Origin of the sequence: Hyphomicrobium sp. CS1BSMeth3 (assembly GCF_900117415.1) — a bacterium.
In the GTDB taxonomy this organism is placed as follows: domain Bacteria; phylum Pseudomonadota; class Alphaproteobacteria; order Rhizobiales; family Hyphomicrobiaceae.
In genome coordinates, this window is sequence record NZ_FPEI01000006.1 from 242,215 (window position 1) to 258,141 (window position 15,927).

Sequence of the window (15,927 nt, forward strand, 5' to 3'; positions counted from 1 at the left end):
CTGGGGCTCGGGGACTGGTCCCCGTCGCGCCGAAGGCGCGAGCTTTGTCAGCGTTCCTCCCGCACGACCACCGCATCGACGATGGCATAGCCTTCGGCGCCGACGATGAGCGGGTTGATGTCGAGGCTCACAATGCGCGGGCTCGACTTCACGACGAGATCGCCGACGGCGACGGCAGCCTTCGCGATGGCCGCCACATCCGCCGCCGCTTCCCCGCGCGTTCCCGCGAGCACGGGCCAGCAGCGCAGCGAACGCAGCGCCGCGAGCGCATCGTCGATCGTGAAGGGCGGCAGCAGCAGACGCACATCCGGCATGGCCTCGACGTACTTGCCGCCATCGCCGAGCACCACCACGGGACCGAAGACGGCATCGCGATGCGCGCCGATCATCAGCTCGCGCAAGCCCCGCACCATGCGCGCAACGATCACGCCGTCGAACGTCGCGCCGGCTTTCGCAATAGCCTGCTCCATGTCGCGGAAGGCCGCGCGCACGGCATCCTCGTTGTCGAGGCCGAGACGCACGAGGCCGTGCTCGCTCTTGTGCGGGAGATCCGCCGAGCAGCCCTTGACGGCGACCGGGCCGCCGAGATTGCGCCACGCGGTCGCGGCTTGTGCCGCCGTGCGGCAGAGGTGATGCGGCACGACATCGAGACCCGCACGCGCGAGCACGTCGAGGCTCTCGGCTTCATTGAGCACGCGGCCTTCGAGAGTACCGCCATCCTTCGGGCGCGCCCATTCCGGCGCCGGACGCGCCTTCGCCCGCGCGATGAGCGCGTCATGATCAATGAGGCGCGTCATGGCGGCAATGGCGTCCGCTTCGAGCGGAAATGTCGGCACGCCCGCGCCCTTGAACACGTCCGCAACCGACTTCTGCCAGGCCGAGACGACGACCGGCGTTCCCGTCGCATCGGCAAAGGCGGCCGTATCGCGCGCGAAGGTCGGAACGTCATAGCCCTGGCCCGCAATGGGGAAGCCGATCATGAAATTGTCGGCCGCGTTCTCGTTCGCGAGCACCGGCAGGATGTCCGAGAGCAGGCGATTGTTCTGCAGGAGCGCGGCCGTGAGGTCGATCGGGTTGGCCGCCGAAGCAAAGACGGGGAGGATCGCGTCGAGCTTCTGGCGCACAGGCCCTTCGAGGCGCACCATTTCGAGCCCGGCGAAGGTCGCTTCGTCCGCGCTCATGACGCCGGTCGCGCCCGAGCCGGAGATGGTGACGAGGCGCCGCCCCTTGGGCGTCCAGCCCTTGAGATAGATCTGCGCCGCTGCCACCAGCTCGCCGATATTGCGCGCGCGCCAGATGCCGACGCGCTCCAGCGCCGCATCGACGACGCGATCCTCATTGGCGAGCGCGCCCGTGTGCGAGAGCGCCGCGCGCTGCCCGGCCTCGGTGCGCCCCGCCTTCAGCGCCACGACATAAACGCCACGCGCGTGCGCGATTCTTCCGAGCGCTTCGAGCTGATCGGGGCGTGGGATGCTTTCGATATAGAGGAGCAGCAGCTTGATGGCCGGATCGCTCGCTGCGGCGGCAGCCATCTCGAGCACGGAAACATCCGCGTCATTGCCCGTTGCGAGCGAGTAGCGCACGCCGAGACCCTGCTCGAAGAGCAAGCCGACCGGCACCGCACTCATGGCGCCGCTCTGGCTGACGACCGCGATCGGGCCGTCAACCGGCTCGGACTCCGACCACATGGTCGAGAAGCTCGTCACCGCGCCATTGCCGAAGTTCGCGAGGCCCTGCGTGTTCGGCCCGACCATGCGCATGCCCGCGGCGCGCGCGGCGGCGACCATGCGCGCTTCCTTGGCTTTGCCCTCGGGATCGGACGTCTCGCCGAAGCCCGAGGTCATGCACACGAGGCCCTTCACGCCCTTTTTCGCGCAAGCCTCGACCGCCGCGACGGCGTTGTCACCGGGCACCGCGACGACGACCGTATCCGGCACCTCGGGAAGATCATCGAGGCTCGGAATGCTTTTGAAGCCCTGCACCTCGGGTCGCGTCGGATTGATCGCCCACACCGGCCCCTTGAATCCGAAGCGCTTGAGGTACGCCAGCGGCCGCCCGCCGATCTTGTTCGGGTTCTCCGACGCGCCGAGCACGGCGATGGAGCGCGGGGCGAGCAGCGGCTTCAGGCTTTCGATCGACATGAGAGGACCTCAGGCGCGCTTGAAGAAGGGAATGGGACGACCGGCGAGTTCGACGATACTCCCGGCAACGCGATCGCCGATGGCGAGGCCGGGTTCGCCGTGCGCCATGAGGCGGAAGCCTTCCTCGGCATCGACCATCACGAGCGTGTAGGGCGCGAGTGCTTTCATGTCGGGCGTCGGCGCGCGATCGACGATCGTCACGGCGTGCACGACACCCGCACCGGACGCACGCGACGTCACAGGCTCGCGTGCGCCGCACTTCGGGCAGAAGCTGCGCACGAAGTACCAGACATGTCCGCAGGGGGCGCAACGCTGATAGCTGATCGCCTCGCTCATCCTTGACGCTCCATGATCAGGCTGACGTGCGAGGACATCACACCGCCATCGCCGTGCAGGAAGGCGAGGCCCGCATCTGCAACCTGACGGCTCTCCGCGCGTCCCGTCATCTGGAGCTGTGTCTCGACGAGATGAGCGAGCGCACCGGCAACGCCGCAATGGCCGTAGCTCATGAGACCGCCGTGCGTGTTCAGCGGTTTTGCACCCGTGCGCGAGAAGTAGCCATCGCGTGCCAGCTTGCACGCCTCACCGCGCCGCGCGAGGCCCAATTCCTCGAGCAGGATCGCGAGCGTGATCGTGAAGCTGTCGTAGATGGCGAGATAGTCGGCATCTGTCGTCGTGAGCTTGCGCCCCGTCGCGGCAATGGCGCGATCCATGGAGAGCCGTGCGCCGAATTCCGTCAGGCTCGGTGCCTCGCTGATGTGCTGGTGCGTGTGCGCCTGTCCGGCGCCGATGATGCGGACAGCGGCAGTGCCCGTCCGCTCGCGGCTGACGACGAACGCAACGGCACCATCCGCCGTCGCGCAGCAGTCGAGCAGCTTCAGCGGCCGTGCGATCGGCTTCGAGGCGAGCACATCGCCAACCGTGATCGGCTCCCTGAACTGCGCCCCCGGATGCGTCGCAGCGTTCGTGCGCATGAGCACGGCAAACTCGGCGAGATCGGCCTCGCTCACATCATGCTCGTGCATGTAGCGGTTGGCGACGAGACCGTAATAGGCCGGAATGGTCGGCCCGAGCGGCACCTCGTGCACCGGATGGCCGACCTGCGCCAAGGTCTCGACGACCTTGTCGCGGCCGCCCGGCGCCGAGAGGCGGTTCTCGCCCGCGACGACGAGCACATGCCTGAGGCGCCCGGCCGCGACCAGCTCGTGCGCGAGCATGGCCATGGCAAATCCTGTCGCACCGCCGACCTGCAACCCATGCGCATAAGCCGGGCTCAGGCCGAAGTGCTCGCAGAACACTGTCGCCAGCATGATGTGCGGCATGGTCGTGGCGTAGCCCGTGAGCACGCCGTCGATGTCGCCGCGCTTCAGGCCGGCATCGTCGAGCGCCAGCGCCGCCGCCTCGCTCATGAGGTCGAGCGTGTTCTTGCCCTCATGTCGCCCGAACGGCAGCAGGCCGACGCCAGTTATCCAACTCATGGGACCCAGCTCATGTGAGCCGGCTCAGACCGTAGCGATCGCGTTCGCGGGCGAGCCGACCGCACCCGGCAGATTGAGCGGCGGCGCCGTCATCAGGAAGCGGCTGCGGTTGTTCGCGCGCAGCCAGTCGGCAAGCTCGGAAAGCCGCCAGATCTCGCCGAGATTGACGCCGGTCTTGAAGAGGCAGTGCTGGTGCAGCGGGAGCGCCGCGCACTGGCCGGGCTTCAGCGGCGCATTGTGTACCTCGACGGCGTAGTTGTCCGAGATGAGCGCGACGAGCTTCGACTCCGTGATCCACTGATGGAGCTTCGTATCGCTGCCATCGAGGCCCGTGCAGGTGTTGTGCATGGCCTCATGCGTGGGCTTGCCCTTCTGCTCGAAGATGACCTCGTCGAAGCCTGTTCTGAGGCACACGAAGTCACCCGGCTCGACCTTGATGCCGTCGGCGGCCATCACGCGCATGAGATCGTCGTACGTCACTGCGTGCTTGCGCCGGCCGAAGTGGGCTTGCAGGTCGATCATCACGCCGCGGCCCTGCAGGCATTTCTCGGCGAGGTTCTCGACGCCGAGCTTTTTCGCTGCGGACGTGGCCTTGGCCTCGACGAACGTGCCCGGAATGCTGCCCGCTTCCTTCGGGTCGGTCGGCCCGAACATGTCGGTGTCGCCGCGAAAGCCGTTGTAGAACACGGGCTCGGCAACGCCGTCACCGTCGGCGTCGAACAGCGAGCCGACATGCGCGAGCGTATCCCACTGGCTCGAGTACTGCAGGTGCAGCAGGACCATGTCGTCGTTGATGACGTCCGTGAGGCCCGCCTGGTCGTACTCCGTGCGATAGAGCCAGTTCGGCCGATCGCTGCGCACGGTCGGCCTCAGCAGCGGCGGGTGACGGCGCGGGTTCAGCACATTGCCGCCCGGCAGATCCAGTGGCATGGAGAGACAGAACGAGCGCCCCGCCTTGACCTCGGCAACGGCCTGCTTCGTGCGCTCGGCATTGAGCTCGTTCATGCGCCCGAGCTGGTCATCGGGGCCATAATCCCCCCAGGTCGAGTTCTCGGGCCGCTGCTTCCAGCGCTCGCTTTTGGCCATGGGCTTCCTCCGGTGCGGCGCTCTGCTGCAGGCGGCGCGTTATCTCCGCCGGCGGTCGTCCGCCGGTCGCGCCATCAGGATACGTGCGCCGCGCACGCTGGCAAGCCGCGATTGAGCGCCCCAGCTATACGCCGCGCCAGACCAGCACCGGCGTGGTCGTGTGGGTGAGCACCTTTTTGGTCTCGCTGCCGAGCAGGATGCCGGCAATGCCCCGCCGGCCGTGCGAGGACATGAGAATGAGGTCGGCCTTCTGCTCCTTGGCCGTCTCGATGATCGCCTGCCAGGGATGGGCGTGCTCCACCTGGAAGGTGCTCACAAGCACATTCGCGTCCTGCGCCACGCGCTTCACGCGGTCGAGCACCACGGTGGCGTTGATGGACGCGCGCTTGGTGTACTCGTCACCGACCAGGAAGGAGGCCAGCCCGCCGAGCGCGACCGTCTCGTAGGGGGCGGTGACGTGGAGCGCCGTGATGCGTGCGCCGATGGCCTTGGCGAGCCTCACGGTATAGGGCACCGAGCCCATCCCGAACTCGGAGCCGTCGACCGCCAGGAGAATGTTCTTGTACATGGGACCTCCCGACATCTTTTGCGGGGCCGCCCCGTCGGCGGCTTGGCCGCGCGCATGCCCCACGATGCTCTTTGCGCAGGGCACGGCGCTTTGCGGCGGATCAAGTCGGGTGCGGTCCGGGTGTAGGGGGCAGGCGATGTTTGGCGTCAGGGGCGGAAGCAGCTAGTGTGGCGCCGAATTTCGGACCGGATGACCACCGCACCCATGCCCAGCGAACACGCCCCACAGGTAAACGCCGCCGACGCCCATGTGTTCCGCCCCGCGGCAGAAAGTGCGCCGCTCGACGAGGCGCGTCTTGCCGCTTACCTCGCCGGCATCGGGCTGCCGCTCGACACGTCCGAGCCCGTCCGCCAGTTCGGCACCGGCCTCGCCAACATCAACTATCGCCTGACAGCGGGCGGACGACGGCTCGTGCTCAGGCGCCCACCAGGGGGCGACCTGCCGCCCGGCGCGCACGACATGTCCCGCGAGCATCGCATTCTCTCGCGCCTCTGGCGGGTCCATCCGCTGGCCCCCGAGAGCCTGCATCTCTGCGAGGACCGGAGCGTCATCGGCGTACCCTTCCAGCTCATCGACTATCGCCCGGGCCTCGTCATCAAGGGCGATGACCGTTCGCGTTTCGATGGCCGCCCGGACGTCGCCCGCGCCACTAGCGACATGCTCGTCGCGACGCTCATCTCGGTGCACCGCGTGGACTGTGCCGCGATCGGCCTCGACACGCTCGGCAAGCCCGAGGGTTTCATCGCGCGCACGCTCAAGGGCTGGGCCGGGCGCGGCCAGCGCCTGGATCTGGCCGCGGACACGGCGCGCCTCCTCGCCGAGGTCGTCTCATGGCTCGAGCGCCAGCCCGTCCAGTCGCGCGCGCCGACGCTGCTACATTCGGACTTCAAGCTCGACAACATGATCGTGCATCCCGAGACGCTGGCGCCGGTCGCCATCGTCGACTGGGACATGGGCACGCGCGGCGACCCGCTCTTCGATCTCGCGACCACGCTCAGCTACTGGGTCGAGCCCGGTGACCCGCCCTGCATGTACGCCCTTCGCCAGATGCCGACGGCGGCGCCGGGTTTTGCGCGCCGGCGCGAGGTGCTCGCTGCTTATGCCCGCGACATGGGCGTCGATGTTTCCGACTGGCAGGTTCTGCGCGTGCTGGCGATGCTCAAGCTGGCCGTCGTGCTGCTCCAGCTTTTTGCGCTCTATCAACGCGGTGCCGCCAAAGGCGTCGACTATGCCGAGTTCGACCGGGTTGCCACCGAGCTGCTCGCCTATGCTACCGACGTCGCTCACGGTCGCGCGGACTGACTGAGGCCGAATACCTAGGCCCCGAATACCCAGGCCAGAATACCCAGGAAGGAAGCCCATGGATTTCACTATTCCGAAGCCGCTCGAGGAACTGCGCGACCGCGTGTCCGCCTTCGTGCGCGAGAAGATCATTCCCTTCGAGAAGGATCCGCGCTGGGGCCATCACGGCATCCCGGAGGATCTGCGCCGCGATCTCAACAATGCGGCCAAGGAGGCGGGCCTCCTCGGCGTCAACAGCCCCGAGGAGTTCGGCGGCAAGGGATTCTCGCACTTCGAGCAGGCCGTGGTCTTCGAGGCGGCCGGCTACTCCATCCTCGGGCCGATCGCGCTGCACTTCCATGCCCCCGACGAGGGCAACATCCACATGCTCGACGTCATCGCGACGCCGGCACAGCGCAAGAAGTATCTCTCGCGCCTCGCGACGGGCGAAGTGCGGTCATGCTTCGCGATGACCGAGCCCGATGGCGGCGCTGGCGCCGATCCGCTGCTCCTCAAGACCCGCGCCGTACCGGACGGCAACGGCTACGTCATCAATGGCCGCAAGTGGCTCATCACGGGCGCCGAGGGTGCCGCTTTCGCCATCATCATGGCGCGCACCGGCGACGGGCCGGCCGACTGCACCATGTTCCTCACCGAGCTGCCGAACCCGGCCTTCAAGATCAGCCGCGTGCTCGGGACGATGGACACGAGCTTCATGGGCGGCCACGCCGTCATCGACATCGAGAACCTGCGCGTGACGGGCGAGGATATTCTCGGCGAGGTCGGGCAGGGCTTCAAATATGCGCAGGTGCGCCTGGCGCCCGCGCGTCTTACGCACTGCATGCGCTGGCTTGGCTCGGCGATCCGGGCGCATGACATCGCGACAGCCTACGCGCGCGAGCGCACCTCCTTCGGCAAGCCGCTCGGCGATCACCAGGGCGTGTCGTTCATGCTCGCCGACAACGCGCTCGACATCCACACGAGCCGCCTCGCCATCTGGCACACGGCATGGCTGCTCGATCAGGGCGACAAGGCATCGACCGCGAGCTCGATGGCCAAGGTGATCTGCTCGGAGGCAATTTTCCGCGTCGTCGACCGCTCGCTGCAGATCCTCGGCGGCATGGGCGTCACCTCGGACACCGTCGTCGAGCGCATCTTCCGCGACGTGCGCGCCTTCCGCATCTACGACGGTCCGTCGGAGGTGCACCGGCACTCGCTCGGCCGCCGCATCGTGAAGGGCGATCGTCCCAAGGCGCACTGAAGTAGTTCAATCAAGATCGAAGCGCGATCCCCCTCCCCCTTGTGGGGAGGGGTTAGGGGTGGGGGGAATCCCAACGCCAATGTTCTGCAATCCCTCCCTAACCTCCCTCACAAGGGGGGAGGAATAAGTATGGAGCGCATCCACGACGATCGCGCGCTACTTCTTGCTGCCGGCCACCGCGGGCTTTACCGGCTCGGCATTCTCCGCGTCGTCATCCGCCTTGGCTGCGGCTGGCTTTGCCGCGTCGGGCTTGGTGACATCGGCAACCGGCGACGGCCCCGGCGGTGACGTATCGCCGATCACCATTTTGCACTCGGCCGGCAGGTCGGCGAGCGTGATCTCGGGCGGCTTTGGCTTGGGTTTCGGCTTCGGCACCGCGATCTTCGGCTCAGGTGCCGGCGGGCGCGGCGCATAGATGCGCTTCATGCGCGCGATCCAGTCGTCGACCTCCTTCCCGCAGCCATCGTCCGTGCCGACAATGGGCTGTGGCGTGCACGCCGGGCTGTCCTTCGGACAGGCCATGCGAATGTGCATGTGATAGTAATGCCCCCAGTACGGGCGGATCTTGTTGAGATGCTCGCGTGGCAGCGTCTTGGTCTCGCAGATGGCCTTCTTGATGGCGGGATGCACGAGCACGCGCTCGACCTGCGGGTAGGAGGCGGCGCGCGTGATGATGCGGCCGTGCGCCTCCGTCCAAACCTTCGGATTGATGCTCACCCTGTCATCGGCCAGCATCGAGGTCGCCGCGAGGTCCTCGCGCTCACGCGTGCTCAGTCGTTGATCCGGCATCGGCGTCAGCCAGATATCGGCATCGAGCCCGATCTGGTGGCTGGCGTGGCCGGTCAGCATGGGGCCGCCGCGCGGCTGTGAGATGTCGCCGACGAGGAGGCCCGGCCAGCCGTCGTGCTCCTTGCCGTCCTTCGACAGCCGCTCGACGAGTGCGATCAGCGAGGGATGGCCCCACATGCGATTGCGCGAGAGCCGCATCACCTGCCAGGTCGGCCCATCGACGGCGATGGCCTTGGCGCCGGCAAGGCAGCCCTTTGCATAAAAGCCGATCGCGCGCGCGGCGAGCGGCGCCGGGGCCTTGGCGGCCCCAAAGAGCACTTTGGCGGGCGTCGGCGGCGGGCCCTTTGGGGCTTGCGCCTTTTTCTTCACGAGCTTCCTTGCCGGCAGTGGCTTGGGTTTGGCCTTTGCAGCTCCGGTGTCGCCGGCCGCGGCGAGGCGCAGCTCGGCCTGGCTCTGGGCCACGGAGTCCGTGCTGGCGGGCATCAGGGCGAGGGCGATCAGCAGCGCTGGCCATGCCAGATGCCGAGACGTCAATTTCATGCGCGCTCCTCTAAAGCTCGCCGTCGTGTCTACCATGGTCGGCGCGTGGCACCAACGCTCATGGCTTCCACGCGAGAGGGCGGGATGACAGGTGAACGGGAGATGAAGCGCGTCGCCGAAATCGGCGACGAGGGGACGCAGCTCTTCACGTGTGGTTGTTCGGCGCGTGAAGGCGGTGCGCATGACAGCACCGCCACAATGTCATTTGCTATTCGATGACGGCGCTGCGCGATCGCGCCTTGCGCGGGCGCTTGGACGCCACCGGAAGCTTGGCGGGCGGCGCGCTCGGAACGGGCATCGATACTCGCCCGCGCCAGCTCTGATCCTGCCACGTGTTGCCGAGGCGCGGCCGCACCTTCCGCGTCCTGCGCGGCTTCGCGTTCGATACGATTGCAGTGTTCAGCATGATGCTTTCCGATTTGGACGGACTGCCCCGGGAGGATATCCCGGGGCAGTCCACTGGATCGTCGGATGATGGCCTACTTTTCGATCTTCGGCAGTTCCTTGGCCTGATCAGCGGTCAGCGTGAGCAGAATCTTGTTGTCTGCCGTCACGGTGAACTGCGAGGGCATGACCCGCACGCGCGTCTTGCCGATGCCGAGGAAGCCGCCGATATCGGCCTGCAGCTCGGTGACCTTGCCGTCGCTGTCGCGCTGGATGGCGGCGACATCGCCGACGTTCTTGTTGTCGCTGCTGACGACGGTCGCGCTGATCAGCGCCTTGGCTTGCGCCTCGGTGAGCATGGGTGCCGATTGGGCTGGAGCCGGTTGCACGCTCGGTGCCGTCACCGCCGGCGGTGCGGGCTCCGTCGACGGCGTCGTCGTCTGAGCAAATGCACTCGTCGATGCGGCGATGGCCAGCGCTGCGGCGGTCGGGACAATCCACTTCATCACGTCATCTCCATGACCTGTTGGCGGTAATGTGCGTGCCTTGATGTGGGAGCACTGCTCGAAGAACTCTTAATGGTGCTGACGGTTCCGGCCCTTTCGGCGCCCGATATGACGGCGCACGCGCCCAAGGAACCATGGTTTCGCACGTGCGTTCTCAGCACATCGGTCTCCGGCGAGGTCACACCTCCCGCGACACGAATTGAACCTGCATAAAAATGTAGAGGAGTTCAGCCGATGGATTGGAATCGGATCGAAGGCAACTGGAAGCAGTTCCGCGGTAAGGTCAAGGAGCACTGGGGCAAGCTCACCGACGACGAGCTCGACCAGATGGAGGGTCGTCGCGAGCAGCTCGAGGGCAAGATCCAGGAGCGCTACGGCTATGCCAAGGATCAGACCCGCAAGGAAGTCGACGAGTGGCTGAAGCGCATGTAACGCGCAACGCTAGATCAAGTGATTGTCAGCAGTGCGCGCCCGGGTGGCCTCAGGTCTTCCCGGGCCGCGTTGCGTCAGATGTGTTCATGCTACTAAAGTGTGCAATGCGGATCGTCCGTTTCCGGCGGTCCTTTATTTGCGTCGGGGTACCGTCATGTCGTTCGATTTCTCCTCGCTCATCTGGATCGCCGTTCTCATCATGGTGCTTCAGCCGCTACTCATGGGACGCTGGTTCGCCATGCAGCGGATGCGGCTCATTCGCGCCGTCGAGCAGGAGCACGGCTCGCGCGTCATCACGATGATCCACCGCCAGGAGCGCCGCAGCCTGCTCGGCTTCGCGGTCGCCCGGCACATCGACCTAGAGGACGCCCAGACGATCATCGCGGCGATCAAGGAAACGCCGCGCGACATGCCGATCGACCTCGTGCTGCACACGCCGGGCGGCCTCGTCCTCGCCGCCATGCAGATCGCGCGCGCCGTCGAGGCTCATCCCGCGAAGGTGACGGTCTACGTGCCGGTCTATGCGATGTCCGGCGGCACGCTGATCGCCCTCGCGGCCGACGAGATCGTGATGGGGGAGTTCTCGGTGCTCGGCCCGATCGACCCGCAGATTGCCGGCTTTCCTGCGGCCAGCATCGCCAAAGTGCCGAAGATCAAGCCCATCGAGCAGGTCTTCGACCTGACCCTCGTTCTCGCTGACGTCAGCGAGAAGGCGCTCGAGCAGGTGAAGCGCGGGGCTGTCGAGCTGCTCACGCCGCAGATGGAGGAAGGGGCCGCGCGCGCCCTCGCCGAGAAGCTCGCCGGGGGGCACTGGACGCACGACTATGCCCTGACCGCCGAGGAAGCCCGCTCGATCGGCCTGCCGGTCAAGGTCGCGATGCCGAGCCGCATCCTGGACCTCATGAAGCTCTACCCGCAGCCCGTTCAGCAGTCGGGGATCGACTTCCTCCCGATCGACCTGCCGCGCCGCCGGCAGACCTGATCGGCTTGTCACACTGGCGCCTTAACCATGATCGCTGCCGCGATCCGCGACAGCGGCTCCGCCAAGTGCTAAGGGCTGCAGTGGGACTGGCGGACCAGGTGCGCGCGCCGAGGCGTGGAGATCCGCCGAGCGGCGCGCGCTTCGAGGAGGGAGTGATGGGTGATTGTCGCAGAGCCTGTTGATCCGGCCCGGATGCTGGAATGGGGCGCATACTCTCGCGCAGCACACTACACTAGCCGCTCGCAGGGCCATTGATGCGGTTCCGGGCCTATATCCCGACACTCCTGATCATGCTGTTGCTGCTCGGCGCAACCGCCGTTGCGTCGTGGCTGCTGTTTAGCGACGCCACCGACAAGGCGCGCCGCCAGTTCGAGGAGCAGGCGAACGCATTCGAAAATCTGATGATCGATGTCATGCGCTCCTATCAGCAGGTGCTGAGAGCGGGCGTTGCCGCCGTGAACGCCATGCCCGCGATCACGCGCGAGCAGTGGCGCTTCTTCATCAGGGATCTCGCCATCGACGACTTCTACCCCGGCACCCAGGGTATCGGATACGTGAAGCGCCTCAGGTACGAGGAGATCGAGAGTTTCGTCGAGGAGCAGCGCCGCGCCGGGCGCCCGGACTACCGCTTCAATCCCGAGGGCAAGCGCGACGAGTACACCGCGATCGTCTACCTCGAGCCCGAGAACTGGCGCAACACGCGGGCGGTCGGCTACGACATGTTCTCCGAGCCCCGCCGCCGCGCCGCCATGGAACGCGCGCGCGATACGGGCAATGCCGCGCTGAGCCGCAGGGTCTCGCTCATGCAGGAGACGGGCGAGGACGTGCAGGCGGGCGCGCTCGTCTATATGCCCGTTTATGCCGATGGTCTCGTGCCCGATACCGTCGAGGCACGACGGCGCGCGCTGACGGGCTACGTCTACGGCGTTTTCCGCATGCAGGATTTCATCCCGCGGGTGATCGACAGAAACCTGCCCGGCACCCTCCAGCGTCTTCACGTCCAGATCTACGACGGTGCCAAGCCCACCGAAGCAGACCTGATGTTCGACGACAGGATGCTCACGCACGGCGGCATCTCGCCGCTCCCGCCACTGGGGCGTGTGCCTTTGTTCACCGATAGTCGGCCCATCACGGTCGCCGGGACGGACTGGACGATCGTGCTCGGCTCGAGACCTGTGCTCGAAGAGATGGTCGATCGCTCGAAGGCCTGGATGGCGCTGCTCGGCGGCACGCTCATCAGTCTTCTCATTGCGGGCATCGTCGGCTCGCTTGCCTATGCTGCGGAACGCAATGCGGCAGCCGAGCAGGAGCTCTCCGCCGAGGTCGCCGAGCGCAAGCGCGCGCAGGAGCAAGCGCAGCTCGCCAATCGTGAGCTGATCCACCGCGTCAAAAACATTCTGGCGATCGTTACGGCGATTGCATCCCAGACGGCGCGCTACAGCCCGACGGTCGAGTCCTTCAACAAGGCCTTCCGCGAGCGCTTGTCCTCACTGGCGCGCGTGCATGATCTGCTGCGGCCTGATCCGGCTCACACGCCGGACCTCGGCTCGTTCGTCAATGAGATCCTCGCCCCGTACTGCCACTGGCAAGGGGCGCTCGTCACCAGCGGCCCTCCGGTGGAGGTGACGCAGAACGAGGCCGTGCTCCTCAGCCTCCTGTTCAACGAGCTTGCGACCAACGCGACCAAATACGGCGCGTGGTCCGTGCCGAGCGGTCAGGTCACGCTGTCGTGGCGGGATGAGATCAACGGAGCCGAAAGCACCGTCTATATCGTCTGGCAGGAGCGTAACGGGCCCCCGGTGCTGGCGCCCTCGGCGAGCGGGTTCGGCACGAACGTCATGAAATTCTCGATCGAGCGCGGCCTGCGCGGGCGCATCACGACCTCGTTCGATCCTTCCGGTGTGCGCCATGAAGTCGAGCTGCCGCGCACGAGCGGGGCGACACCTGCCGAACGCCATCCTTCTGCGAATGGCGAGGATCGGCAGAACCACCGCAACTGACGTGCGCTTCGGTCGGTGCTCATGGCCGGCATCAGATGATGCCAAAGATGTTCAGCAGGATCAGAACCGAAATCGGCACGCCGAGCATCCAGAGAATGATGTTCTTGGTCATGTGTTTCCTCCTTGGATCGAAGGTGCGATTGCCGTGGCGACAGACCGCCGCCTGAGCTTGGATCTGCGTGCATAACGCTGCGGGTGTGCCGATCGTTGCTCGCCGTCGCTCAGGAAATAGGCTCTGCAACACGTGTGTCTTCGGCCGTTCGCGCTTCGTCGTCACTCTGGGTTTTGCGGCGCGGCGCGCAGTCGAGCTGGGCGACGATCGGCGCGATGGTCGTGTGCACGCGCACGTGCCCGTCATCGTCCCGCCGCTCCGATTGATCGTTGAGAGGTGACTGCGCAAGGCTCAGCACGAAGTGATGGGCCTCAGGGAATGCGCGGGTGGCGCGCCGCGCCATCAGCCTTATTTGCTTCTCGTCCACGCCGCCGACGGTCGCGATCACGATCGTATCCACCTCCTGATACTCCTCCATGGCCTGGAGATCGGCGATGGCGGTCAGGCCCGTCGAGCGCGTCGCAACGACGGCACGGCACGGTGTCTGGCGGCTCACGAGCAGCGCAATGTGCTCCGCCGCCGCGCGATCGACGATGCCGCGCGCCGGAATGACACAGACAGTCGGTCGCGCTTTTTCCGCTGGCGCATCGCTCTTGTCCTCCGGCGCCTCGAAGAAGAGGTCGGACGTATCGCCCATGGCTTCGCGCAAGCTCTCGGCCTTCTCGGCATCGATGCGCTGCGCGCGCTGATCGAAGGCCGCGAGCTGCAGCGCCGGCAGCACAATGCGGTCGCTGACCTCGACAGGGGAGAGGCCCTCCGCATCCTCCGCGAGCGTGGAAGCTGCAGCCACGGGATCACCGGCCAGCAGACGATGATAGAGCTCCTGCGCAGGGTCGAGCGCCGGCTCGTCACCAAAGAGCACCGATATGAACTCGAGCCCTCTGACGTGATGCCCGAAGACGACGATCGTCGTCGTCAGCGGTGCTGACAGAAGCAAGCCTATGGGGCCCCAGACGACCGTCCAGAAGCTCGCCGCAACAGCCATGCCGAACGCCGTGATGCCGGCCTTGCGCCCGAGCATGAAGGGCTCCACCACGTTGTTGACGATCGTCTCGCAGATGACGAAGAGGGCGACGGCCATGATCACCGTGCTCCAGCCGGGGTCGACTGCGGCGGCGAGCGCAATGGGAGGAATTGCGGCCAGCAGCGGACCGGCGAACGGCACGAACCGCAGCAACCCGGCGAGGATGCCCCAAAGCAGCGGGTTCGGCACGCCGATGATCCAGAGCGATACGCCGATGACGAAGCCATAGCCGCCGTTCATCAAGGCGAGCGCGAGGAAGAGATCCGAGAGCTTGCCGCCGGCATCGCTGATCGCCGCCGCAGTGCCGCTCAGACGGTCGGTGCCGGCAATCTTTATGATGCGGTCGCGGATGTCGTGATGCTGCAGGAGCAGGAGCATCGCGAACAGGATGGTTATGCCGAGCTGTGCGAGCGGCTCGAGCAGGAGGCCGATGCCGCTCATGATCTCGAGTGGCGTACCCTGCTGCTGCTGCGCGACGACGACGGGCTCGTTCTGCCCGCTGAGGCCGCGTCCGAGCTCGCGCGCAATATCGGTGCCGAGGGCCTCTATGGCCGTCACAGCCCGTTTGATCAGGCCATCCGAGCGCCCCATGTCGGCGATCGCGCGCACCTTCTCGATGAGATTGTGCTGGTAGCCGCCGAGATCGGCCGTGAGCGACAAGAGCTGCGCGCTCACGGCAAACGAGAGCGCGACGATCAACAAGAGGGCGAGTAGCAGCACGCTGACGGCAGCCACGGGCTGCGGCACGCCGCGCGCCGCGAGCTGCCTGACGAGCGGCGCCAGGATGAACGCGATGATGATGGCGATCGCCAGCGGAATGAAGATCGCTTTGCCGAGCACCAGCGCCGTGACGACGAGCGCCATCACGATCAGCGATGCCGAGAGATTGCGCAGACTGTCGGCGAGCAATGGCATGCTTGGAAGTTCCTTGAATGGACGATGTACGACGACATCGCGGTACCGACGAGGTGCGCGATCAGGTTTGCGAGCGAGCTGCGTGCCCGCCCATCACGACCGGCTTGGGAACGCAGCGCCGGGCTCTCGGGTTGCAGAAGAGAGCGCCACGAACGACGCGCAGAAATGCCGCCTGCAGGAACGAATTCGCCTGTGTGGCGTTTTAAGGGGCATCTCTGACGAATTCGGAAGCTGAGACAATCAGGAGCTGAGATATGGGCAATCTGCTTCACTATGCCGTGGTCTTCCTCATCGTCGCGCTCGTTGCTGCTTTCCTCGGCTTCGGTGGCGTTGCGGGCACGGCCATGGAGGGCGCACGGATCCTGTTCTGGGTGGCGATCGTGCTGTTCGTGATCGCGCTGGTGGGTGGCTGGATAAGGCGCGCTTGA

General features: G+C 66.3%; 16 protein-coding genes. 6 read left to right on the forward strand and 10 right to left on the reverse strand.

The window, feature by feature from the left end; all coding sequences use genetic code 11:
* Positions 1-47 precede the first annotated feature (47 nt).
* From CS1BSM3_RS16235 to CS1BSM3_RS16255, 5 genes are all read right to left on the reverse strand, one after another.
* Positions 48-2,141 (reverse strand): acetate--CoA ligase family protein, encoded by a 2,094-nt coding sequence (locus CS1BSM3_RS16235; protein WP_072388633.1) that lies wholly within the window; start codon positions 2,139-2,141, stop codon positions 48-50.
* A 9-nt stretch (positions 2,142-2,150) separates the two neighbouring features.
* Positions 2,151-2,477 (reverse strand): Zn-ribbon domain-containing OB-fold protein, encoded by a 327-nt coding sequence (locus CS1BSM3_RS16240; protein ID WP_072388635.1) that lies wholly within the window; start codon positions 2,475-2,477, stop codon positions 2,151-2,153.
* On the reverse strand, positions 2,474-3,619 hold the full coding sequence (locus tag CS1BSM3_RS16245) for a thiolase family protein (RefSeq protein WP_072388637.1): 1,146 nt from the start codon (positions 3,617-3,619) through the stop codon (positions 2,474-2,476). The genes CS1BSM3_RS16240 and CS1BSM3_RS16245 overlap by 4 nt, the downstream gene beginning before the upstream one ends.
* 24 nt (positions 3,620-3,643) lie before the next feature.
* A complete protein-coding gene (locus CS1BSM3_RS16250; RefSeq protein ID WP_072388639.1) occupies positions 3,644-4,705 on the reverse strand; it encodes a cyclase family protein in 1,062 nt (353 codons plus the stop codon).
* Positions 4,706-4,829: 124 nt separating this feature from the next.
* Entirely contained in the window at positions 4,830-5,273 is a 444-nt protein-coding gene (locus tag CS1BSM3_RS16255; protein ID WP_072388641.1) for a universal stress protein, read from the reverse strand.
* A gap of 204 nt (positions 5,274-5,477) precedes the next feature.
* Between CS1BSM3_RS16255 and CS1BSM3_RS16260 the strand changes: the two genes are divergently transcribed.
* Together CS1BSM3_RS16260 and CS1BSM3_RS16265 are read left to right on the forward strand one after the other, a co-directional pair.
* Positions 5,478-6,575 carry a phosphotransferase family protein gene (locus CS1BSM3_RS16260; RefSeq protein ID WP_072393851.1) on the forward strand — a complete coding sequence of 366 codons (1,098 nt, stop codon included), beginning with the start codon at positions 5,478-5,480 and terminating at the stop codon, positions 6,573-6,575.
* A gap of 58 nt (positions 6,576-6,633) precedes the next feature.
* Complete coding sequence (locus CS1BSM3_RS16265; RefSeq protein WP_072388644.1) at positions 6,634-7,815, forward strand: acyl-CoA dehydrogenase family protein; 1,182 nt, start codon at positions 6,634-6,636, stop codon at positions 7,813-7,815.
* Positions 7,816-7,971: 156 nt separating this feature from the next.
* Here the strand turns inward: CS1BSM3_RS16265 and mepA are convergent, their stop codons facing one another.
* The 3 genes from mepA to CS1BSM3_RS16280 form a co-directional block, all read right to left on the reverse strand.
* Positions 7,972-9,144, reverse strand: a complete 1,173-nt coding sequence (mepA, locus tag CS1BSM3_RS16270) for a penicillin-insensitive murein endopeptidase (RefSeq protein WP_072388646.1) — start codon at positions 9,142-9,144, stop codon at positions 7,972-7,974.
* A 208-nt stretch (positions 9,145-9,352) separates the two neighbouring features.
* Complete coding sequence (locus CS1BSM3_RS16275) at positions 9,353-9,550, reverse strand: hypothetical protein (RefSeq protein WP_072388648.1); 198 nt, start codon at positions 9,548-9,550, stop codon at positions 9,353-9,355.
* A gap of 73 nt (positions 9,551-9,623) precedes the next feature.
* Entirely contained in the window at positions 9,624-10,034 is a 411-nt protein-coding gene (locus CS1BSM3_RS16280) for a PRC-barrel domain-containing protein (RefSeq protein WP_072388650.1), read from the reverse strand.
* A 234-nt stretch (positions 10,035-10,268) separates the two neighbouring features.
* Between CS1BSM3_RS16280 and CS1BSM3_RS16285 the strand changes: the two genes are divergently transcribed.
* The 3 genes from CS1BSM3_RS16285 (at position 10,269) to CS1BSM3_RS16295 (ending at position 13,448) form a co-directional block, all read left to right on the forward strand.
* Positions 10,269-10,466 carry a CsbD family protein gene (locus CS1BSM3_RS16285; RefSeq protein ID WP_072388652.1) on the forward strand — a complete coding sequence of 66 codons (198 nt, stop codon included), beginning with the start codon at positions 10,269-10,271 and terminating at the stop codon, positions 10,464-10,466.
* 154 nt (positions 10,467-10,620) lie between these two features.
* Positions 10,621-11,448: an SDH family Clp fold serine proteinase gene (locus CS1BSM3_RS16290; RefSeq protein ID WP_072388654.1), complete on the forward strand. Its 828-nt coding sequence runs from the start codon at positions 10,621-10,623 to the stop codon at positions 11,446-11,448.
* 254 nt (positions 11,449-11,702) lie between these two features.
* On the forward strand, positions 11,703-13,448 hold the full coding sequence (locus CS1BSM3_RS16295; RefSeq protein ID WP_072388656.1) for a CHASE domain-containing protein: 1,746 nt from the start codon (positions 11,703-11,705) through the stop codon (positions 13,446-13,448).
* A 31-nt stretch (positions 13,449-13,479) separates the two neighbouring features.
* Here the strand turns inward: CS1BSM3_RS16295 and CS1BSM3_RS28030 are convergent, their stop codons facing one another.
* Both CS1BSM3_RS28030 and CS1BSM3_RS16300 read right to left on the reverse strand, forming a co-directional pair.
* Positions 13,480-13,725 carry a hypothetical protein gene (locus CS1BSM3_RS28030; protein WP_143149238.1) on the reverse strand — a complete coding sequence of 82 codons (246 nt, stop codon included), beginning with the start codon at positions 13,723-13,725 and terminating at the stop codon, positions 13,480-13,482.
* Positions 13,670-15,499 (reverse strand): AI-2E family transporter, encoded by a 1,830-nt coding sequence (locus tag CS1BSM3_RS16300; protein WP_072388658.1) that lies wholly within the window; start codon positions 15,497-15,499, stop codon positions 13,670-13,672. Before CS1BSM3_RS16300 ends, CS1BSM3_RS28030 begins: the two co-directional genes overlap by 56 nt.
* Before the next feature lie 254 nt (positions 15,500-15,753).
* On the opposite strand from CS1BSM3_RS16300, the gene CS1BSM3_RS16305 reads away from it, so the two are divergent.
* Positions 15,754-15,927, forward strand: a complete 174-nt coding sequence (locus tag CS1BSM3_RS16305; protein WP_072388660.1) for a DUF1328 domain-containing protein — start codon at positions 15,754-15,756, stop codon at positions 15,925-15,927.